This window comes from Kribbella sp. NPDC058245 (genome assembly GCF_042882005.1).
In the GTDB taxonomy this organism is placed as follows: Bacteria; Actinomycetota; Actinomycetes; order Propionibacteriales; family Kribbellaceae; genus Kribbella.
Genome location: NZ_JBHVWY010000017.1, coordinates 56,207 through 76,202 on the forward strand (window position 1 = coordinate 56,207; position 19,996 = coordinate 76,202).

20 protein-coding genes and 2 tRNA genes are annotated in these 19,996 nt (G+C 66.6%); 14 read left to right on the top strand and 8 right to left on the bottom strand.

The window, feature by feature from the left end; all coding sequences use genetic code 11:
* Nucleotides 1-120 precede the first annotated feature (120 nt).
* The 3 genes from ACFVWG_RS32785 (at nt 121) to ACFVWG_RS32795 (ending at nt 2,288) form a co-directional block, all read left to right on the top strand.
* Nucleotides 121-702, top strand: coding sequence for a helix-turn-helix domain-containing protein (locus ACFVWG_RS32785; RefSeq protein WP_391547338.1), 582 nt, complete (start codon nt 121-123; stop codon nt 700-702).
* Nucleotides 699-1,355 (top strand): DUF6036 family nucleotidyltransferase, encoded by a 657-nt coding sequence (locus tag ACFVWG_RS32790; protein WP_391547339.1) that lies wholly within the window; start codon nt 699-701, stop codon nt 1,353-1,355. The genes ACFVWG_RS32785 and ACFVWG_RS32790 overlap by 4 nt, the downstream gene beginning before the upstream one ends.
* A gap of 183 nt (nt 1,356-1,538) precedes the next feature.
* Nucleotides 1,539-2,288: an MBL fold metallo-hydrolase gene (locus ACFVWG_RS32795; RefSeq protein ID WP_391547340.1), complete on the top strand. Its 750-nt coding sequence runs from the start codon at nt 1,539-1,541 to the stop codon at nt 2,286-2,288.
* Here ACFVWG_RS32795 and ACFVWG_RS32800 read toward each other — a convergent pair.
* On the bottom strand, nt 2,285-2,707 hold the full coding sequence (locus tag ACFVWG_RS32800; protein ID WP_391547341.1) for a hypothetical protein: 423 nt from the start codon (nt 2,705-2,707) through the stop codon (nt 2,285-2,287). The genes ACFVWG_RS32795 and ACFVWG_RS32800 overlap by 4 nt on opposite strands.
* 167 nt (nt 2,708-2,874) lie before the next feature.
* On the opposite strand from ACFVWG_RS32800, the gene ACFVWG_RS32805 reads away from it, so the two are divergent.
* Nucleotides 2,875-3,801, top strand: a complete 927-nt coding sequence (locus ACFVWG_RS32805) for an NADP-dependent oxidoreductase (RefSeq protein WP_391547342.1) — start codon at nt 2,875-2,877, stop codon at nt 3,799-3,801.
* A 35-nt stretch (nt 3,802-3,836) separates the two neighbouring features.
* Nucleotides 3,837-4,313, top strand: coding sequence for an NUDIX domain-containing protein (locus ACFVWG_RS32810; protein WP_391547343.1), 477 nt, complete (start codon nt 3,837-3,839; stop codon nt 4,311-4,313).
* On the opposite strand, the gene ACFVWG_RS32815 is transcribed toward ACFVWG_RS32810, so the two are convergent.
* Nucleotides 4,303-5,310 carry a phosphotransferase gene (locus ACFVWG_RS32815; protein WP_391547344.1) on the bottom strand — a complete coding sequence of 336 codons (1,008 nt, stop codon included), beginning with the start codon at nt 5,308-5,310 and terminating at the stop codon, nt 4,303-4,305. The genes ACFVWG_RS32810 and ACFVWG_RS32815 overlap by 11 nt on opposite strands.
* Before the next feature lie 10 nt (nt 5,311-5,320).
* On the opposite strand from ACFVWG_RS32815, the gene ACFVWG_RS32820 reads away from it, so the two are divergent.
* Entirely contained in the window at nt 5,321-5,740 is a 420-nt protein-coding gene (locus ACFVWG_RS32820) for an SMI1/KNR4 family protein (protein ID WP_391547345.1), read from the top strand.
* Between the two features lie 53 nt (nt 5,741-5,793).
* On the opposite strand, the gene ACFVWG_RS32825 is transcribed toward ACFVWG_RS32820, so the two are convergent.
* Nucleotides 5,794-6,252 carry a hypothetical protein gene (locus ACFVWG_RS32825; RefSeq protein ID WP_391547346.1) on the bottom strand — a complete coding sequence of 153 codons (459 nt, stop codon included), beginning with the start codon at nt 6,250-6,252 and terminating at the stop codon, nt 5,794-5,796.
* 253 nt (nt 6,253-6,505) lie between these two features.
* On the opposite strand from ACFVWG_RS32825, the gene ACFVWG_RS32830 reads away from it, so the two are divergent.
* Together ACFVWG_RS32830 and ACFVWG_RS32835 are read left to right on the top strand one after the other, a co-directional pair.
* Entirely contained in the window at nt 6,506-6,997 is a 492-nt protein-coding gene (locus ACFVWG_RS32830) for an NUDIX domain-containing protein (protein WP_391547347.1), read from the top strand.
* A 180-nt stretch (nt 6,998-7,177) separates the two neighbouring features.
* Nucleotides 7,178-7,741, top strand: a complete 564-nt coding sequence (locus ACFVWG_RS32835; RefSeq protein ID WP_391547348.1) for a dihydrofolate reductase family protein — start codon at nt 7,178-7,180, stop codon at nt 7,739-7,741.
* Between the two features lie 35 nt (nt 7,742-7,776).
* Here ACFVWG_RS32835 and ACFVWG_RS32840 read toward each other — a convergent pair whose 3' ends face one another.
* Nucleotides 7,777-7,980, bottom strand: coding sequence for a hypothetical protein (locus ACFVWG_RS32840; protein ID WP_391547349.1), 204 nt, complete (start codon nt 7,978-7,980; stop codon nt 7,777-7,779).
* A gap of 375 nt (nt 7,981-8,355) precedes the next feature.
* On the opposite strand from ACFVWG_RS32840, the gene ACFVWG_RS32845 reads away from it, so the two are divergent.
* Nucleotides 8,356-11,454, top strand: coding sequence for a discoidin domain-containing protein (locus ACFVWG_RS32845; RefSeq protein ID WP_391547350.1), 3,099 nt, complete (start codon nt 8,356-8,358; stop codon nt 11,452-11,454).
* A 478-nt stretch (nt 11,455-11,932) separates the two neighbouring features.
* Here ACFVWG_RS32845 and ACFVWG_RS32850 read toward each other — a convergent pair whose 3' ends face one another.
* The 3 genes from ACFVWG_RS32850 to ACFVWG_RS32860 all read right to left on the bottom strand — a co-directional run bounded on the left by ACFVWG_RS32850 (nt 11,933) and on the right by ACFVWG_RS32860 (nt 13,557).
* Nucleotides 11,933-12,424 (bottom strand): hypothetical protein, encoded by a 492-nt coding sequence (locus ACFVWG_RS32850; protein ID WP_391547351.1) that lies wholly within the window; start codon nt 12,422-12,424, stop codon nt 11,933-11,935.
* A gap of 325 nt (nt 12,425-12,749) precedes the next feature.
* Nucleotides 12,750-13,139 (bottom strand): ankyrin repeat domain-containing protein, encoded by a 390-nt coding sequence (locus ACFVWG_RS32855; protein WP_391547352.1) that lies wholly within the window; start codon nt 13,137-13,139, stop codon nt 12,750-12,752.
* Between the two features lie 345 nt (nt 13,140-13,484).
* A tRNA-Arg gene (locus tag ACFVWG_RS32860) sits at nt 13,485-13,557 on the bottom strand.
* 81 nt (nt 13,558-13,638) lie between these two features.
* Here ACFVWG_RS32860 and ACFVWG_RS32865 point away from each other — a divergent pair.
* The 5 genes from ACFVWG_RS32865 (at nt 13,639) to ACFVWG_RS32885 (ending at nt 19,506) form a co-directional block, all read left to right on the top strand.
* Nucleotides 13,639-14,193: a hypothetical protein gene (locus ACFVWG_RS32865; protein WP_391547353.1), complete on the top strand. Its 555-nt coding sequence runs from the start codon at nt 13,639-13,641 to the stop codon at nt 14,191-14,193.
* A gap of 96 nt (nt 14,194-14,289) precedes the next feature.
* Nucleotides 14,290-14,871, top strand: a complete 582-nt coding sequence (locus ACFVWG_RS32870; protein ID WP_391547354.1) for a hypothetical protein — start codon at nt 14,290-14,292, stop codon at nt 14,869-14,871.
* On the top strand, nt 14,868-16,154 hold the full coding sequence (locus ACFVWG_RS32875) for a hypothetical protein (RefSeq protein ID WP_391547355.1): 1,287 nt from the start codon (nt 14,868-14,870) through the stop codon (nt 16,152-16,154). Before ACFVWG_RS32870 ends, ACFVWG_RS32875 begins: the two co-directional genes overlap by 4 nt.
* Nucleotides 16,155-16,480: 326 nt before the next feature.
* Nucleotides 16,481-18,385, top strand: coding sequence for a phosphoenolpyruvate carboxykinase (GTP) (locus tag ACFVWG_RS32880; RefSeq protein ID WP_391547356.1), 1,905 nt, complete (start codon nt 16,481-16,483; stop codon nt 18,383-18,385).
* A gap of 236 nt (nt 18,386-18,621) precedes the next feature.
* Nucleotides 18,622-19,506 carry an LLM class flavin-dependent oxidoreductase gene (locus ACFVWG_RS32885; protein ID WP_391547357.1) on the top strand — a complete coding sequence of 295 codons (885 nt, stop codon included), beginning with the start codon at nt 18,622-18,624 and terminating at the stop codon, nt 19,504-19,506.
* Nucleotides 19,507-19,786: 280 nt separating this feature from the next.
* Here the strand turns inward: ACFVWG_RS32885 and ACFVWG_RS32890 are convergent.
* Nucleotides 19,787-19,875, bottom strand: a tRNA-Ser gene (locus ACFVWG_RS32890).
* Between the last annotated feature and the right edge of the window lie 121 nt (nt 19,876-19,996).

A 19,996-nucleotide genomic window follows, 5' to 3' on the forward strand; every position in this document is an offset into this window, starting at 1 on the left:
CCCCCAACTCACCATCATCCACGCCCCGACTCTCCGCCGCCCACCTGCGCCAGGCAACCGGTTATTGGCTTCCCGAGCGACCCCGACTATTATCTGATCAGATAAGGGGTAGGTGGTCGTATGGACAAGGACACTCAGGCGGTCATTGACCTGCTCAACCATGCCCTCGCCGAGAGCGGGTTGTCGCAGGCAGCGTTCGCCGGCGCTCTCGGGACCTCCGCGTCCCGCTTCTCCACCTACCGTTCTGGCAAGACCAAGCCGACGGCGCAGTTCGTCCTCCGAGCCGGGCGGCTCGCCCATGCCCTTCGCAAGGCGCGCGAATACCGGATCATGACTGCCCCGGGTACCGCGTCGGCTATTCGGGAGGCGAGTGATGAGGACTGGGCCTGGCGAATGCTCCTTCAAGGACGTGACCACCTGCGGTTGCTGCTCAACCGGCACGACGGCTCCGAGGCCGCTTGGGAAGCAGTACCAAGCACGACCGGCCAAGCCGGCTTCGACGCGTTGCTTGCAGTCCTCACTGCACACGAGTTCGAGGCAGCAGCCGAAGATCCACCCGACTGGACGATGATCGAGGCTCTCGCAGATCCATGGATTCCCGAGCACCCGTTCCTGGAGCGAGACGAGATCATCAAGCAAACGCCGGCCTACCTGTCCCGGGTCAACATCTTCGTGCCCGCCCGTGACCTGGTCACCGCATGAGCAACACCCGTCATGAATTCACGGCCGCCGAAATCATCGACCTACTGTCGGAACTCGACAAACGGCTGAAGGCTCGTGGCGTCTCCGCGTCGGTGTTCGTCGTCGGAGGTGCTGCGATCGCCGTCACATCGCCTGACAATCCCCGTCGTACTGAGGACATCGATGCGATCACGCGCGACGAGGCTGTCGTGGAGGAAGCGCTCGCAATGGCAAACCAGCGCAAGCTGCCCGAAGACTGGCTGAACACCCGAGCCGGCGCGTGGATGCCGCCACTGCCGGAAGACGCACTGCAACACGGCGCTGCGCCTGGTCTGCACATCACCTACGCGACAGACGAGTTCCTGCTGGCCACCAAACTCGTCGCCCAGCGCCGCAAAGACGCCGCCGACATCGTGACGCTCGCCCGACGCCTCGAGATGCAGCATGCATCGGCCGGCGAGCTTGAACGGGTGATCTCCCGCTACTACACCGACCCTGATTCGCTCGAGTTCATCCTGGATGGCACAGACATCGACCGCGAGATCCATCTCTTGGCAGTCAGGGCCGAACGGTTGCTCGCAAATCATCAAGCCGGGCCGACACATACGGCGCCCACTGCTCGCGCTGTGTCTCCAGCACGCCAGGACCCCGGAACCTCCCGAGAGCGGAACTAGTCGGAATGGATCTGCATCCGCCGATGGAGGCGTCCGACTCCGGCCATCTCGATGTCGGCGACGGGCACTCGGTCTACTGGGAGATGAGCGGCTCTCCTGGGGAGTGACCCTCGGTGGTCGAGCTACTCCTCATCAGACTCGTGACGACTTCCGTCGTACAGGGTCAGCTGGCACAGTGAGCGGATGTTGAAGCAGGTGGCCGACGGTGTGTGGGTTCGGCAGAGTGAGTGGGTTTGGAGCAACGCGATCGTCGTGCGCGGCGAGGACGGCCTGATCCTGGTCGACCCCGGCATCAACGGCGCCGACCTGGCCGAGCTCGCCGACGACATCGACAGCCTCGGCATCCCAGTAGTTGCTGGCTTTTGCACGCACCCTCATTGGGACCACCTGCTCTGGCATCCCCGGTACGGCGACGTACCGCGGTACGCCACCACAACCGCCGTACAGGCTGCGACCGATGCGCGAGAGCGAGCGCAAGCTATGGCTGCGGAGAGCGCAACCGGCATCCCCCTCGATCTGGTCGCCCGCCTCACCCCGCTACCCGCCGACGGCAACCCCGTGCCCGGCAAGCTCATCGCTCACGATGCGCACGCCCCTGGCCACGCCGCCCTCCTCCTGGCCGACCGAGGCGTCCTCATCGCCGGCGACATGCTCTCCGACATCCTCATCCCGCTCCTGAACCCCCGCGGCGCCAACCAGCTCGCCGCCTACGCGGAGGCCCTCACTCTCCTCGAAGAGGCAACCCAGTACGCCGATGTCCTCATCCCCGGCCACGGCGCCGTTGCCCAAGGCCCCGAGATCGCGGCCCGCCTAACCGCCGACCGTGCCTACATCGACGCCCTACAACAAGATCGAGAGCCGCTAGACGACCGACTAGCCCAAGACTGGCTAGCCGCCCCTCGCCAAGCGAACCTCCAGCACACGCGAAATTAGTCGCCTACAGAGCGCAGGAACGCAGCCTCGCCGTCAATCGCGTGGTACGCCTCGTACAGCGAGTCGAAGGACGCCTCCAAGGTGCCATCCACAGCGAATGCGACCGCCGCAACCGCCCGTGCCTTGACGAACGCACGCCGATACTCGTCGTCGCTGGCATCGTCCCGATCCTGGATATCCCAAGCCGCCTCGTCCAGCTCCTCCGTCAGAACATCGAGCCGGCTCCTCAGCTCCTGGTTCCCAAACCGCCTCGACCGGATCGCGTCCAGTCCCTCGGCAAGCCTCGGATCCGCGACGCCCGCGCGCTCTACAGCGAGCAGACACACTCGTTCGACGAGTTCATGCCGTACGTCGTCTGTGCTCTGCCGGAGTCTTTCGACCAACGCAGGCGAGATCTGGGCCAATCCGGGTTGCGTCATCCGTTCCTCAGATTCTCGAGAGAGCACACGTACTTCACCGAAGTTTTGCACGCAGCCCGGACGTGCGCTGCGCCACATCGACTTGCCCCTCACATCAATGTGAGGAAGTAGCTTCGCGTCGTTCCCGCTTGACCGGCGGGGTTCAGGACGCGAGGGGCAGATCCACGATGAGCACAGCGTTGGGGTACTGGACATTCGGTGGGGCCGAGGTTCAGGAGTTCTTCGAACGGCCCGATCCGGTGCCTGGTCCGCACGAGGTACTGATCCGAGTCGAGGCCGCGGGAGTCAACCCGCTCGACCACCACCTGCGTTCCGGGCACGTCCTCGAACTGAACGGCGAGCTGCCCTTCCCCCAGGTCCTCGGCATGGAAGCGGCCGGGACCATCATCACCGTAGGCGCAGACGTCACCGGACTGGCGGCCGGAGACCGAGTGACCGGATTCGCCCTCACCGGCGCTGGCACCTACGCCGGTACGACGCTCCTGCTTGGCGCATCAACCGCCCGGATCCCCGACGCGTTGCCGGCGACCTGGGCGGCAACGATCCCTGTCGCCAGCACCACCGCGCTCGACGTACTCGACCAAGTCGCCCTGCCCGACGGAGCGTCCCTGCTTATCAACGGCATCGGCGGCGGCGTCGGACTAGCCCTAGCCCAACTCGCCCGCAACCGCGGTCTCGCCGTCATCGGCACCGCCAGTTCCGCCAAACGCGACCTCGTGGCAGCAACCGGCGCGAAGTTCGTCGACTACGCCTCCACCGACGCGATCGCCCAGCTCCAAGCCCTTGCCCCACACGGTTTCGACGCAGTTGTCGACGCCGTCGGCGGCGATTCGCTGCGCGCTGTCGCCGACCTGGCGAAGACCCCGGAGACGCTGGTCTCCGTCGGCGACCCTTCGGTCACCGACCTCGGCGGCGTCACCGTTCACCGCCGCCTCGACCGCAAGGTCCTCGAACGAGTCGCGGACCTGATGGCCTCCGGCCAACTCGACCCCAACATCACAGCCACCTACCCTCTGCGCCGAGCCGACGAAGCCCTAGCCCTCGTCGAATCCCGCCACGCATCAGGCAAACTCGTCATCGACATGACGCTCTAAGCCGTCGCATTCGTGAACTGTGCTTGGCTAACGACGTGTCCGAGCAGCTGCATTTCACCGCCAAGCAGCCCACCAAACGCATCGCAGCCGACTGCCTGCTCACCGACCAGGTAGGCCGGCTGCTGATCCTCGAGCCGCCGTACAAGTCAACCTGGGACCTCCCGGGCGGCATCGTCGAAAAGGACGAGTCCCCACGACAAGCCGCCCAACGCGAGGTCCAAGAGGAGATCGGCCTAACCGTCGAACCAGGCGCCCTACTCGCCGTCGACTGGATCCCCCAAACCGGCGACTTCACCGAGATCATCGCCCTCCTCTTCGACGGCGGCGTCCTAACACCGACCGACATCGCCCGCATCGTGCCCCAACCGGCCGAGGTGAAGGCCTTTAGCTTCGTCACCCTCGACGAAGCTAAAGGATTGCTCGACGCTGAACAGTTCGCCCGAGTCGCCGCCGCCCTCAAAGCCAAGACATCGGAACAGACCGCCTACCTCGAGAACGGCCTCACACCGTGAGAGCCGCACTGGCTGCGATGTAGTTCCTGTTCTGCCCCCGCCACACTGCGGCCTCTCGCCATTCGGGATCCGGGGTAGGCCCGAGCATCCCCCACATCCGCAACGCGTACCAGGCGAGCGCAATGGCGCCCACCCGACTCAGGTCCTCGTCCGCACAGACCGGCAGGCCATGTGTACGACGGCGCTCCGCCATCTGCGCGACCATGTCCAGCCAACCCACCCGGGCAGGATCAGAGTTCAACACCTGTGCGTACGCGGCGTCGAAAACCCACGGCATGCGGCAGGGCTCAAAGTCGATCAGCAGAGCCGGGCTAACCTCCGGAGCCGGCGTTCGCATTAGCACGTTCCCCATATGCAGGTCCCCGTGGCAGACCTCTGGCTCGCAGACCTGATTGACGAACCGCCAGTCGTCCGCAAAGCGCTCAAGTACGACGTCTACGGGACCAGGCGCATTTCGTTCCCTACCCATCGTGATCCAGTCGTGAACTACATCCGCGGTCAGCTCGCTACAAGGCGCATCCACAATCGTCCGCGCGAGGCTCTGAAACCGCACGCCGGCGTCCATCAACAACCCGAACTCCCCGCCGCCCCAGCCGTCATGCAGCCCACCCGGCAGCCGCTCCATAACAACCCACCCCAGCTCGACCCCACCCAGCCGATCGCCAACAGCAAATACCCGAGGCGCCAACCCAGGATCCCGGTCCGGAACAGCCTTCGACCAGAACCGCTGCGTCTCCGAGACACCAACCTTCAACAGAACATCGACATCCGACGACGCCCAGCGCCCCGTGAAATACATCCCGGACATTCCCCACGGAATCGCCTCGGGGACCGACCCCACCAGCTCAGCCAGCGACGCCTCGCTCCTCACCAAGCCGTGCAGATACGCAACAACCTCGGCAGTACGTCGTACCCGACCGAATTCATCAACAATCTCCATCCCAAGCCAGTCTCCTTCCACACATGTCGCCCACAATCGCCGTGCGTACTCGGTCATGATTGTTCACATGTTCGTGGAGCGCATCGCGCAATGGGGCCAGGCGACGTTTCGACCGCCCGCAGGACCGGAAGCAATCGAGGCCTGTACGGCGATGCTCGGCCGGCCGCTCCCGGACGACCTCCGGGACCTCCTGGTCGAGACCAACGGGGTCGAGGGCGAGTACGGCGTTGAACTGATGTGGAGTGCGGAGCGGATCGCTGAGGACAACGCTCGCTTCCGCGCGAGCCGTGACTACGCAGAGAGCTACATGCCATTCGATGGCATGGTCTTCTTCTCCGACGCCGGCAACGGTGACCAATTCGCAGTGGCCCTGAGCGGCAACCAGGAGATCTACGTCTGGGACCACGAGAACGACAGCCGCACCTGGGTTGCTCCCACGGTGATGCAGTTCCTCGAGATATGGATGACGGGCCGCCTCCCGATCTGATGCCGCACCGCAGCTCACCCCCGTGATGAGCCATCCCTCGGGATTCGCCGGTGTTAGGTCCTGCAGTAGACGCCGGTGAAGGCCCAGTTGAGTGTGTGCGTGTCCCACATCTGGGTGCTGCCGCACATCTTCTCGGTGGGGCTGGCCGGCACCCACAAAGTGAAGTGGACGTTGGCGTAGTCATTGGCGATGGCGAACCAGCGATTGGGACCCGGCGGGATGCCCTGAGCGATGCTGCTCTCGATCGTGGTGGCCTGACCGCTGACGGTCCACGCCCTGGTCCAGTTTCCCTGGCAACTGTTGGACCACCACATCTGTGAGTAGCCGATGACCCTGCCATCACTGGCTTTGGCGGGCACCGCGGGGCCAACGGTCCAGTTCCCGGTGCAGTTCACTGGGTTCCCACCGATGCCGTTCCCACCATCCGAGGCATTCGCCGCCGGCGTCGCCAGTGCGGTCGTCAGGACGCCGACAGTCAGTACCGACGCCGCGTACTTCACCAAGCTGTTCATATGAGACCTCCTCGTCGTGAGGTCAACTCTCGCCCTGCGACCGGCCTGTACGACGTCGTTGTGCACGGCTGAGCAACTCGTGCACAACCCCACCACTCAACGCCGTCTCCGTAGTACCGGGCCCGCACCATCTGACACCGCGTCAGAGGGATTCGAACCTCCGCCCTCGTACGTCGTAGCCGGGTCCAGACGTCCATCCCTGATCACAGTCGGCCTGGGCAGATTGTCGGATCAGCCTGGCATTGTCGCCCGCATGCCGATTCCAAGAGCAGCAGCCGTGGTTGTCGAAGGTCCTCGTGTACTCGTGATCAAGCGCTATCTGCGGCACAAGTCAGCCAGCGCTTGCGTCATGTGCGAGGCCCGCGGCTGGAACAGTCCAGACTGCCCTGGCCACCACTACGCAGTACTGCCTGGCGGACACGTCGAGGACGGCGAGACCGCCGAGACTGCCGCCTTGCGGGAGCTGAACGAGGAGACCGCACTCACCGGTCGAATCGACCGCCTGCTGTGGACCGGCAAGCACAACGGCCGTCCCGCGTCCTACTTCCTGGTGGCTGAGGTCACCGGCACACCAGTCTTGTCCGGCGACGAAGCAGACGCCCAGAGCCCGGAGAACATCTCCGAACTGATGTGGGTTGGGGCTGACGAGTTCGACGAGGTGGGCCTCTACCCTGCAGACGTCAGATCACCACTGGCCGAACTCCTGGGAGCAGCGCCCAGCACCTCCCCACTTCACGTTGGCTGAACGACATACGGGAACACAACTAGGCCCAACTCCGAGACAGTCCGGCCAGATCGGTCACCGCCATCCCGGAGCCACGACCGATCGCCAGGTGAGAACTTTTCTGCGCCGGCTGTCGGATCCGAGGTGGGGCGTTCGTAGTAGGGGTGAGATGCGATCCCCCCGACAGAAAGGCATTGCGCCGTGCGGAAACTGATCTACGGCATGAACCTGAGTTTGGACGGCTACGTCGCCGCGCCTGGCGACGACATCAGCTGGGGCGTGCCGAGCGACGAGCTGTTTCAGTGGTGGCTCGAGCAGGAGTTGGCGATCGGGCTATTGATGTACGGGCGCAGGTTGTGGGAGGCGATGAGTTCTCATTGGCCGACCGGCGACCAGCAGCCTGACGCCACACCGGCGCAGATCGAGTTCGCGCGGAACTGGCGGGACACGCCGAAGGTGGTGTTCTCCTCGACGATCGACAAGGTCGACTGGAACACGCGCTTAGTCACGGGCGATCCAGTAGCGGAGATCACCCGGCTGAAGGCCGACGATGGCGAGCCGATGAGGGTCGGTGGCGCCACGGTCGCTGGGGCGGCCATGCGGGCCGGCCTGGTCGACGAGTACGAGATAGTCACGCATCCGGTGCTGGTGGGCGGCGGCAAACCGTTCTTCGCCGCGCTGGACAGCTGGGTGAACCTGAACCTGGTGGAGACGCGGACGTTTACCGGTGGCGTGGTCCTGACCAGGTACGAGACGAGGCGTTGAGCGCGCCGGCTTGGTTGATCTAGGGAGTCGGCCGGCTAGCGGAGCTTTCGGTGGCGCCAGCTCCACTTCAGTGGATCGGGATCACTGTTCGCGCTTTCGAAGTCGCGCTTGAAGGCTTGGTAGTCCCAGCCCAGGATGTCGAACACCTGGGCCTGGGTTGGAGGTCGCCCATGCGATTTCACGTAGGACTCGACCGCTCTCTTCTGCGTGGCTATCTCTTCCTCGGTGAACAACGCCATGTCGCGAAGATAACGGCGGACAAGTCGCGCTTGGCGGGCATGGCCTGATGCTGTCACCCGGGTGAAGGCCGAGCGTGCCTCCCGTAGTTCCAGGCCTTGAACAATGCGGGCGCTGGGACAGTGACGTGCTTCGCCTCCCCTGGCGGCAAGGTCCAACGGGCCCTTCTTGAAGAACCCACCACGATCGCGATCGCGGTGGGTTCTCATCAATGAGGAATGGGGTTTCATCAACGAGTAATGGAGGTTCTCCGTAGCGTGATGAACTCCATAACGAATGGTTCGTGGTTGCATCTTTCCGCTTCTCTTTCGGTTGACAGAGAGCGGCTTGGGGCTACGGTGTGCCGCAAGGGGAGAGTCACAATCCGGGGGGCCGGCATGCTGAAACGTTTCGCGACCGCATTTTTCGTTCTCACTACTACGGTCGTGATGGTGCTAGGCCTCACCGCCTTGCCCGCGCGGGCAGCCGAGGGTGATCCTGCGTCCTCCGTTATGGCGACGTGGTCCTGCACGAGCAGCCCGTGCCCGTGGGGCCCGTCGGACTCCACCAACGCGGCGGTCTGGCCGGCGGAGGCCGGGCCGGTCCGGGCCCGCTACGGCTACACCGTCTCCCACGACGTGTATGCCCCGATGTCCAATGTGGCGGGCTGGAAAATCACCATCACATCCGGGAGCGCCACGGTTTACGCAGGCCCGGCCGACGCCTCGCACTCGTCGCTGGCCGCGCTGTCGGCCGGCAACAGCTACACCCTGCCCAGCACCCTGAGCGGCAGCATCGTCAGCGTGCAGGACGGTTCGCCGTTCGAGTACACGATCACCCCTGGCACCCCGACCGGGCCGCCGCCGGGCTCCGGTGACGGCTCGATGCTGGCGACCTGGACCTGCACCAGCAGCCCGTGCCCGTGGGGCGAGTCGGACTCGACCAACGCGGCAGTCTGGCCGGCTGCGGCCGAGCCGGTCCGGGCCCGCTACGGCTATACGGTCTCTCACGACGTGTACGCCCCGGCGTCCAAGGTTGCGGGCTGGAAGATCACCGTCACGTCCGGCAGCGCCACGGTTTATGCGGGCCCGGCTGACGGCTCGCACTCGTCGCTGGCCGCGCTGTCGGCCGGCAACAGCTACACAGTGTCGAGCACGCTGGGCAGCAGCATCGTCAGCGTGCAGAGCGATTCGTCGTTCGAGTACACGATCACCCCCGGCACCCCGACCGGCCCGCCACTGGCCTCCGGTGACGGCTCGGTGCTGGCGACCTGGACCTGCACCAGCAGCCCGTGCCCGTGGGGCGAGTCGGACACCGGCAACACGGCGGTCTGGCCGGCTGCGGCCGAGCCGGTCCGGGCCCGCTACGGCTATACGGTCTCCCACGACGTGTACGCCCCGGCGTCCAAGGTTGCGGGCTGGAAAATCACCATCACGTCCGGCAGCGCCACGGTTTACGCGGGCCCTGCTGACGGCCCGCACTCGTCGCTGGCCGCGCTGTCGGCCGGCGACAGCTACACCGTGTCGAGCAGCCTGAGCAGCAGCAGCCTCGTCAGCGTGCAGAGCGGTTCGCCGTTCGAGTACACCATCGTGCCCGGCACGCCGGTCCCGCCGACGCCCGCCTGTACCGACCCCACCACCTGCGACCCGGTCTCTTGGGTCAGCGCCCGCTGGCGCTACGCCGGAACTGGCGAGGACCCCGACTGGTACGGCGGCGTGGTCACCTGGCCGGTCGGCACGGCCTACCAGGGCAACGGCCGCTCCGGCTACAACGCGCGCACCGTCTACTCGGAGTCGGGCGCTCCGCTCTACCCGTACATGGGTGCCTGGGCCGACGGGTGCACCGTCCACGTGGTCACCGGCCGGGTGCTGATCATCGAGTGGAAGCGCGGGACGGACGTGTGGCGGGAGACCCGCATGGACGCCGGTGAGACGTACACCATCTCACTCAGCGGCTCCGAGGACGGCGCCATGATCGAGACGGACAACGACCTCGCGCCCTTCACGGTCTCGATCAGCAACTGCACCCCGAAGCCGCTCTCGGAGCCGACCAACCACGTCCCGGTGGCGAACGCCGGTGCGCCGCAGTCGGTCGTGGCTGGTACGACGGTGACCCTGAACGGGTCCGGCACCGACGCCGACGGCGACAACCTCACCTACGCGTGGACCCAGACCGGTGGACCGGCGGTGACGCTGTCCAGTACGACGACGGCGAAGCCGACCTTCACGGCCCCGTCCACGGCATCCACGCTGACCTTCAGCCTGGTGGTGCGGGACGGCAAGGTGGACAGCGCGGCGGCGACCACCACGGTGACCACCACCCCGGTCAACGCCGTACCGGTGGCGAACGCCGGTACGGCGCAGACGGTCAACACGGGTACCACGGTGACGCTGGACGGCTCCGGCAGCCGCGACGCCGACAACGACCCGCTGACCTACACCTGGACCCAGACCGGTGGGCCGGCGGTGACGCTGTCCAGCCGGACGGTACAGAAGCCGACCTTCACCGCCCCGGCCACACCGGCCACGCTGACCTTCAGCCTGGTCGTGCGGGACGGCAAGGTGGACAGCGCGGCGGCGACCACCACGGTGACCGTCACCGCTCCGAACCTGGCCCGGGGCAAGACCGCTACCCAGTCGAGCACCAGCGGTACGGCGGTGGCGGCCCGGGCGGTGGACGGCAACACCAACGGCGTGTTCTCGGGCGGCTCGGTGACCCAGACCAACCTCTCCACCCAGCCGTGGTGGCAGGTCGACCTCGGTTCTGCGGCGGCCGTCTCCACAGTCACGCTGTGGAGCCGGACCGACTCGAACCGGATGGGTGCCGGCTCGGTGTTCATCTCCTCGACCGACATGAACGGCCGGTCGATGTCCTCGCTGCAGTCCGACGCCTCGGTGAAGCAGATGTCGTTCTCGGCGTTCTCGTCCACCACCAACAGCCTGACCCTGAACGCGGGCAACGCCACCGGCCGGTACGTTCGGGTGCAGCTGTCGAGCATCATCACCACCCTGAACCTGGCCGAGCTGCAGGTCGACGGCACCACCGGCGCCGTGAACCTGTCCACCAACCGGCCGGCCACGCAGTCGTCGACGGACGTCGGCACCGCCGCCCGGGCCGTGGATGGGAACACCAACGGCGTCTTCGCCGCCGGTTCGGTGAGCCGGACGGCGTCCAGCTCGCAGCCGTGGTGGCAGGTCGACCTGCTGACCAGTTCCCGGGTCGGCAACGTCACGGTGCACAACCGGACCGACGCCTCGGCTGACAAGCTGAACAACGCGGTGGTGTTCCTCTCCACCGCCAGCATGTCGGCCCGGACCTACGCCCAGCTGATGGCCGACTCCACGGTGATCATGTTGAACCTCGGGGCGACGCCGGGGGCGGTCACCAGCCTGCCGACCAACACCGTGGCCCGCTACGTCAAGGTGCAGTCGCCGGCCACCAGCGCCGGTGTGATCAGCCTGGCCGAGGTCACGGTGACGGGCACCCAGCCCAACTGACGCACAACCAGGGATCCGTCTCGGTTCGTTCCATCGACGAAGCGCACGGTCCGGGTTCCACACCCGACCGACCGTGTGAGGAAAGCCAGCGATGAGCGAGCCGGGACGATCCTTCGTGCGCGGCGGGTCCGCCGGCGGACGGCGAAGCAGCGGCCATGTGGAAGTCCCGAGGATGCAGGCACCACGATGTGCGGGCGTGGCTGCGAGGGCGTCGTACAAAGGCAAAAGCCCAGGTCGGCGGACTGATCCTGGGCTTTCGATGTGCGCGCTCGGAGGGATTCGAACCCCCAACCTTCTGATCCGTCGTCGAGTTCCAGGTGTCCTGACCACAGCACGCCTGACCTCACCTACCGATCTGGCGGAATGTCCAGGGTTGTCCTGCCCGATCCATAGCCGCTGTTAGCAAGCCTGTTAGCAATCCGCTGGATGGGCAGCTCATACGCCTGCTAACACAATTGAGCGAGGCGGGCCCCCTCTGTTACTGCTGCACCTGCTCGACGCACGCACGGCGCACGATTCCGGCAAGCTCATCATCCGTCCGGCTCCATGGTTCGCCCGGCTCATCGTCGATTCCCCACAGATCGCCCAGAGGCTGCTCGAAGACCTCGGAGGCGTACCGGTTGCTGATCACAAGTCCGACGATTTGATTGACGACCCAGGTCCAGCGGACCCGGCCGCTGAGGTGCATGTTGGCGATGTGGTCGTATGCCACCTTGAGGGCGGCCTGCCTTGAGGACAAAGGGGTGAGGCCCGCGTCAGCAAGAGCTGCCGGAAGGAGGTCTCGGACCTCACGGGTATCCCGGCCGCTGAGGCCAGCTAGTTCCGCCAGCGAATCACCGCCGTATCCCTGAACGAGCCAGTTGGCCGCCCACATCGACACGGACTCTGCACGCAGGGTGTCAAGGGCCAGCCACGCGGCGACCAGGGCGGGCGTCGGCGTCTCCCCATCCGGAACAAACTCCTGCAACATAGCGCCATTGTGCTCGGGTGACGTGCGGTCGTCATGGGCTTTGTTTGGTGGCCTCCGCACAGACCTCCCCTTGTGTCTTCCCCTCTGGCGTCTCCTGATAGGTCCTGACTGGGCTGAGCGGCAGGCGGGAAGACGCACCCCCGACCACCGACCAAAGCGCCGGCCGATTCGGACCCGTCATCCCGGAGTCGTGAGGCCCCCGCCGGAGGCAAATGCTCTTGGCTCTCGTGAAGACACCCGAGAACGGGCGCGGCGGTGAACAGCCGGAGGCGGCATGCGCACGCCTTGATTCCTAAGCGGTCAATCCGGCAGAGAAGGATTCGCCTCAGTGCGTTTCGGGGAACAGCGCAGCGATCTCGTCAGCACCCATTGTCTTGGCCAGGTCACGCGGACTTGATCCGGCATCGTTGGAGATGTCCGGACCGGCGCCAGCCTGGAGGAGCGCCTCTACTGTCGCTTCGTGTCCACCCGAGTTGAACACCGCACGCCACAGGGGTGTGTTTCCGAACCGATCTCTCGGGTCCACTGGTGCTCCGGACTCCAGAAGCACTCTGACCGCCTCGGTCTGCGATTGCTGCGCTGCGAAATGCAGAGCCGTGAAGCCCTGCCTGTCGGCCAGGCCGATCTCGTCCCCTGCGACCAGGCGGTCTCGGATGCCTGGGACGTCGCCTTCAAGTGCCCGGTAGTGGAGTTCCTGACGCCCCTCGCGATCCATGCCGACAGTCTGACCCATTACACGAGCGCTGATCGGCAGGACTGAGCCTTCCTGTCTGCGGTTGGAGCCCGGAGCCAGTGATGGGGAGAAAGCCCGAGGTCTGTCGCTCGAGGCGTGGGGCAGGCCGTGATGCGGGCGGCCTTGCCGCGGAAGGTCCCGAGGATGTCGGGAGCACGGTTGGCGGGAGGAGGCGGGCGGTAGCCCGCTGGGGCGGCGGTAGCCGCGAGGGGAAGCGGCGATGAGCCGCGTCGAAGGGTGGGTGGGGCAGTCGGGCGTAGCTGGCTGCGGGGCGCCGTACAAAGGCAAAAGCCCAGGTCAGCGGACTGATCCTGGGCTTTCGATGTGCGCGCTCGGAGGGATTCGAACCCCCAACCTTCTGATCCGTAGTCAGATGCTCTATCCGTTGAGCTACGAGCGCCGGGCAACGTCGAGTAACGATACAGGGAGGTGGCGGGTCGATGCTAATCGGGGGTGGGGAGGGGGCTCTAGCATCCGTTCCATGGGTATTGAGGACTTGCTGGGTGGGCGGGATCTGGGGGATGTGAAGAAGGCGGTCGGGTTCGTGATGGAGAACTCGGACGACTTCCAGAAGGTGCTGGAGTTGGTGCGGGGGTTGCCGGATGGGGCACTCGACTTCATTGGGAAACTGCCTGATCTGCTGAAGACGATTGGGTCTGGGCTGGCTGAGGCTGGGGAGCAGGCTGGGAAGGCTGCGGGCGCCCTGGTGGGGGAGGACGGGCAGGGCGGGGCTCGGAAGGCGCTCAGTGGGAGTGCGAGCACGATGAACTCGGCCAAGGATCGGCTGCATGATGCGGCGGGCATGCTGGCGGGGCTGGCTGGGGAGCTGGACAAGATCCCGGGGATCGGGGATGCGGCGGCGAAGCGGCTGAATGATGGGAGTGGGCAGATCGGCGGGGTGGCTACGGAGATCGAGAGCCTGGCCGGGAACCTGGGGGATCTGTCGGACATTCTGTCGGCGGTCGGGGATGCGTTGAAGGGGCTTGGGACGAAGCTGAGCGAGTCCGGTGGGTCGGTGCAGAAGCTGCTCGAGTGATCTGGCGCTAGGTGGAAACAAATGGTCGCCGGGCGCCCATTAATTACCACCTAAGGCGACGGGCTGGAGGACCTGGGGATCGTTAGGGTCTCGGGTATGGCGAATCGGGTGGTTCGGGGTACGGCGATCGCGGCTGGGGTGGCTGCGGTGGTGGGGGGCGGCGTGGGGTTCGCGCTGGGGAAGCCTGTTCAGGAAGAGGATGTGGTGCCGGCGCGGCGGCTGGCCGCGGACGTGTGTGCGCGGATCGGGGACGTGTCGGCGCTGTTGCCTAAGGCATCGAATGGGCGGTTGACGCAGGCGGGGACGGATGCGGTGACTTGTGCTGCCGGTGTGAGCCGGCAGCAGACGACGACGTTCTCGGCGGCTTCGGTGAAGGTGACGATCACGGCGTACGGCGGGAAGCTGGCGGGGGCTGGGGAGGCGCCGTTCTCGCCGACGGCGATGGCGACGAAGGCGTTTGACCGGTCGCCGTTGAAGGCGGTTGCGGGACGGCCTTATCCGACCAAGGGCGATCGGACCGCCAACGGGCTGGCGGGTGAGTCGTTCACGACGCGGGTGCTGGTGCAGCGGGCGGATGTTGTCGTACTAGTGGAGTACACGGCCAATCCGGTGTTGGAGGACGTTGCGCGGCAGGCGGCGACGGTGCTGGCCGACCGGGCGATCTGGGAGACGAAGTGAGCGCGCCGGAGATTGCCGGGTACCGGTTCGAGCAGCTGCTGCTCGAGCATCCGCTGGCTGAGGTGTGGCGCGGGCGGGCCTTCACGGAGATGGAGGTTGTCGCGCTCGTGCTGACCGAAGCGGGCGCGCGGGAGCCGGGCGTTCAGGAGCGGTTGGTGCAGGCCGGGCGGGACGCTGCGCTGGAGCCGGGCCGGCAGGAGACGCCGTTGTGGGCGGCCAACTTCAGCGCCACGCGACCGTACGCGATCACGCAACTCGTCCCCGGACAGTCCGGCGCCGAGCGCCTCGTCGACCCACTCGACGGGATCCTGGGGAACGACGACGAGTCGCTGCAGGCGGTTCGGTCGTTGCTCAGCCAGTACGGCGGGGTCGCGCCGAGCGCCGTACCAGACTTCCCTTCGTACGTCGGGGGGACGGCGGAAGGCGGAGAGCAGCACGGGCCGACTGCGCGAGCCGCGGCGGTCCAAGCCGGTGAGGGCCAGCCCGGGGAGGGCCAGCCCGGGGAGGGCCAGCCCGGGGAGGGCCAGCCCGGTGAGGGCCAAGCCGCGGCGATCCAAGGGGGCGATCAAGAGAAGCCGGCGGGGATTGCCAAGAAGCTGGGCAGCGGGATCTATGTGGTCGCGGCGATCGTGGTGCTGCTCGTCTTCACCATCACGTACTCGGTGGGCGCCGCAGTTGGTGGTGTGGTGAAGAAGGAGCAGCCGGAAGCGGCCCCGCCCCCAGCGGTGAGCCCCCCAGCACTCCCGGAGACCGTGCTGCTTCCGGGACTCCCGAAGATCACGACAGCGCCGTACCAGCGGCCCGACGGTAAGCCGGGCCTGACGGGAGCGACCTACCCCCTCAATGCTGACCTGCAGGTGGTCACCAACGCGGACCTGCCGTTCGCGATCGGCTGGCCGCGCCTGCCCGCGGTGTCGTCCCTGGGCGAGTCGTCGACCGTGGCTTATCGGCGCATCCAGACCAAGGACCCGACCGGCTACCAGAAGCAGACGCCGGATGCGCGGATCGCGCTCAGTGCCTGCGCGGACCTGAAGGACTGCGCAGCCAAGCGCCCAGCGTTCGACCAGCAGTGGACGAAGGTCTACAAGTCGCCGGCTCCGACCGTGGCCAAGGATGAGCGGACCTGGCTGACGACTCAGAACAAGCCGTACGCGCTGATGATGACGCGGGCGTTCCAGAGTGGTGGTCAGTGGTGGCTGGTTGGGGTCGCGGTGACCGGCGAGCCGGGCGAGGAGCTGGACGTCCAGCGGCTGCTGAACGACATCTGGCGGCAGACCACCTGATTCGCCGAAAAATCTTCACCGAACGGCCCGCGTCCCGACGCGGGCCGTTCTCATTTTCACAAGCGGTACCGGAAAGCGGTTGTCGCCGAAACTTTGTGACCGGGTTCACGTTCGACGGGTTCACAGCGGACATATTCGTCGCGTACCGTTAGTACCACTTGCACACTGGTATGCGTCCACTGCAATCACTGGTCTGCGACAGATCACACCGCCAGTCCGCTGGATCGAACCGCTGGAGACCCTGGCGGCCGGTGCCGTACCCCGTTCCTCAGCGTCGAGGGACCGAGCGGCGACCGGGACGACAGCTGAGAGGGAATGAGCCGCCGATGACGACCACCGCCAGCCCGACCCACACCGCCGATCTCACCGACAACGAGACGATCGCGCCCGTGACCCAGGCCCCGCCGAGCGAGCCGAAGGCTCCGGCGTACGACCTGTCCGGCGCACCGACGAAGCACGCGGGCCTGCTGGCATGGGTGGCCGAGGTGGCCGAGCTCACGCAGCCGGATGCCATTCACTGGGTGACCGGCTCCGACGAGGAGTACGCCGTCCTCACGCAGGGGCTGATCGACGCCGGCACGATGGTCCGGCTCAACGAGGCGAAGAAGCCGAACTCGTTCTGGGTCCGCACCGACCCGAGTGACGTCGCCCGCGTCGAGCAGCGCACCTTCATCTGCTCCGTGGACGAGAAGGACGCTGGTCCGACCAACAACTGGATGGACCCGGCCGAGATGAAGGTCCTGATGACGGACCTGTACCGCGGCTCGATGCGCGGCCGGACCCTGTACGTCGTTCCGTTCTGCATGGGCCCGTTGACCGCCGAGACCCCGATGTTCGGTGTCGAGATCACCGACTCGGCGTACGTGGTCGGCTCGATGCGGATCATGGCCCGCACCGGTTCCGACGTACTGGAGAAGATGGGCACCGACGCGAAGTACGTGCCCTGCCTGCACTCCGTCGGCGCTCCGCTGGCCCCCGGCCAGAAGGACGTCCCGTGGCCCTGCAACGACGAGAAGTACATCGTGCAGTTCCCCGAGGAGCGGATGATCTGGTCCTACGGCTCCGGGTACGGCGGTAACTCGCTGCTCGGCAAGAAGTGCTACTCGCTGCGGATCGCGAGTGCGATGGCGCGCGACGAGGGCTGGCTGGCCGAGCACATGCTGATCCTCAAGCTGATCTCGCCGGAGAAGCAGGTCCACTACATCGCGGCGGCGTTCCCGAGCGCGTGTGGCAAGACCAACCTGGCGATGCTCGACCCGACGCTCGAGGGCTGGGAGGTCGAGACGCTGGGCGACGACATCGCCTGGATGCGGTTCGGCAAGGACGGCCGCCTGTACGCCGTCAACCCGGAGTTCGGCCTGTTCGGCGTGGCCCCCGGGACCGGGTGGAAGACGAACCCGAACGCGATGCGCACGATCGAGAAGGGCAACTCGGTCTTCACGAACGTCGCGCTGACCGACGACGGTGACGTCTGGTGGGAGGGCTACTCGCCGACCCCGCCGGACCACCTGACCGACTGGAAGGGCCGCGAGTGGACGCCGGCCTCGAGCGAGCTGTCCAGCCACCCGAACAGCCGGTTCTGCACCCCGATCGAGCAGTGCCCGATCCTCGCCGACGAGTACGACGACCCGAACGGCGTACCGATCTCGGCGATCATCTTCGGTGGTCGCCGGGCCACGACGGTCCCGCTGGTGACCGAGTCGCGTGACTGGGCGCACGGTGTGTTCATGGGGGCGACGCTGTCCTCGGAGACCACCGCCGCGGCGGTCGGCCAGGTCGGCGTCGTACGGCGTGACCCGATGGCGATGCTGCCGTTCCTCGGGTACGACGCCGGTCAGTACTTCGACCACTGGCTGACCGTGGGCAAGGAGAACGACGCGAGCAAGCTGCCGAAGATCTTCTACGTGAACTGGTTCCGCAAGGACGAGAACGGCAAGTTCGTCTGGCCGGGCTTCGGCGAGAACGGTCGCGTGCTCAAGTGGATCATCGAGCGGATCGAGGGCCAGACGGGCGCGGTCGAGACGGCGATCGGCCACGTGCCGGCGGCCGGCGCGCTGGACGTCAGCGGGCTGGACCTCAGCGAGCGGGAGCTGCAGATCGCGCTGGACGTCGACGCCGAGGAGTGGAAGGCCGAGATCCCGCTGATCGAGGAGTGGTTCGCCAAGCTCGGCGACACCGTCCCGGCCGAGCTGAAGGTCGAGCTCGACAATCTGAAGGCCCGCCTGGGCTGAGGAACTCCGCTGCCGAGTCGGAAGCCGGCAGCGGAAAGCACGCGGCGCCCTGGTCCCACCATGACCAGGGCGCCGCGCTGTCTGTCTGTGTACAGACGGACTGGTAGTACGTCATCGCCTACGGGTTGGTGCAGGCGTGCTGCAGCGCGCGGATGGCGTCGGAAGGAGACCCTCTACCCGTTCTTCTGTACGCAGATGGGGTCGCTGACGGTTCTGAGGGTGCGTAAGTTGGCGGCATGAAGATCGGTGTGATGTTGCCAGTGGGTGGGTCCGACGGGCCGACCGGGGAGATGCCGCGCTGGAGTGATGTGCGGGACGTCGCGCAGGCGACGGAGGCCGCCGGGCTGGACTCGGTGTGGCTCGCTGACCATTTCGAGTACCACGCGCCGGACGGGGTCGTGCACGGGATGCACGAGTCGTGGACGCTGCTGAGTGCGGTGGCCGCGGTGACCGAGCGGGTCGAGGTCGGGAACATGGTGCTCTGCGCCTCGTTCCGGGACCCGGGCCTGACCGCGAAGATGGCCGCGGCGCTGGACGAGGTCTCCGGTGGGCGACTGATCCTCGGGGTCGGCGCAGGATGGCACGATCCGGAGTACGAGGCGTTCGGACTGCCGACCGATCATCGGGTCGGGCGGTTCGCGGAGTGGCTGGAGATCGTGGCGCGGCTGGTGCGCGGCGAGACGGTCGACTTCGAGGGGACCTACTACAAGACCGCCAAGGCCTCGCTCGCCCCGCCGCCAAGCCGGCAGATCCCGATCCTGGTCGCCGGCGCGAAGCCGCGGATGCTCGGCCTGACCGCACAGTGGGCCGACGCCTGGAACACAGCCTGGTACGGCGCTCCTAACGAGAAGCTCACGCAGACGCTGGCCGCGTTCCGCGCCGCCGTCGACAAGGGCGGCCGCCCGGTCACGACCACCATCGGCCTGATCGTCCGCGACCCCGAACAGTCCCCGGACACCACCGACGACGGCCCAGCCTTCGCCGGCACCGTCCAGGAGTTGGCCGAACTGCTCACCACCTACCGGGACCTCGGCGCCGACCACCTCATCATCTCCCCCGAGCCCATGACCCCGGCCTCGGTCAACCGCATCGCCGAAGCAAAACGCCTCTCCCAGTCCTAGCCCACCAACCGCCTCCCCACACCCGCCACTCCCCTCCCGGCCATTTCGCTGGCTAGGCACTCAAATTGGGGGTTCTGCACCCTTAACCACGGTGCTGAACCCCCAAGCGCGCTGCCTAGCCAGGCAAATCGCGTCCCGCAGCCGCGCCGGCGAGCAAGCGGCGCGGCCTGGCGGGGGGTCCGGGGGCGAAGCCCCTCCAGGCGGGGCCCGGGGGTTGCACCCCCAGAAAGCGCCGAAGCGCCCCGTCCACGCTTTCCGTGGACAGGGCGCTCCCTTGACGCGGAGGCGGCGAGATTTGAACTCGCGAGAGGGGTTACCCTCAACCCGCTTAGCAGGCGGGCGCCATCGACCGGACTAGGCGACGCCTCCTCCGACGATCCCGTGAAAACACCTCACGGAACACGACGACGACCAAGACTATCTGCTGGGAAGGCCCGGCGGCAAAGCGGGGTCGGGAGCGGCGGTTTGGGAGTGTTGGCTGACCCGTGTG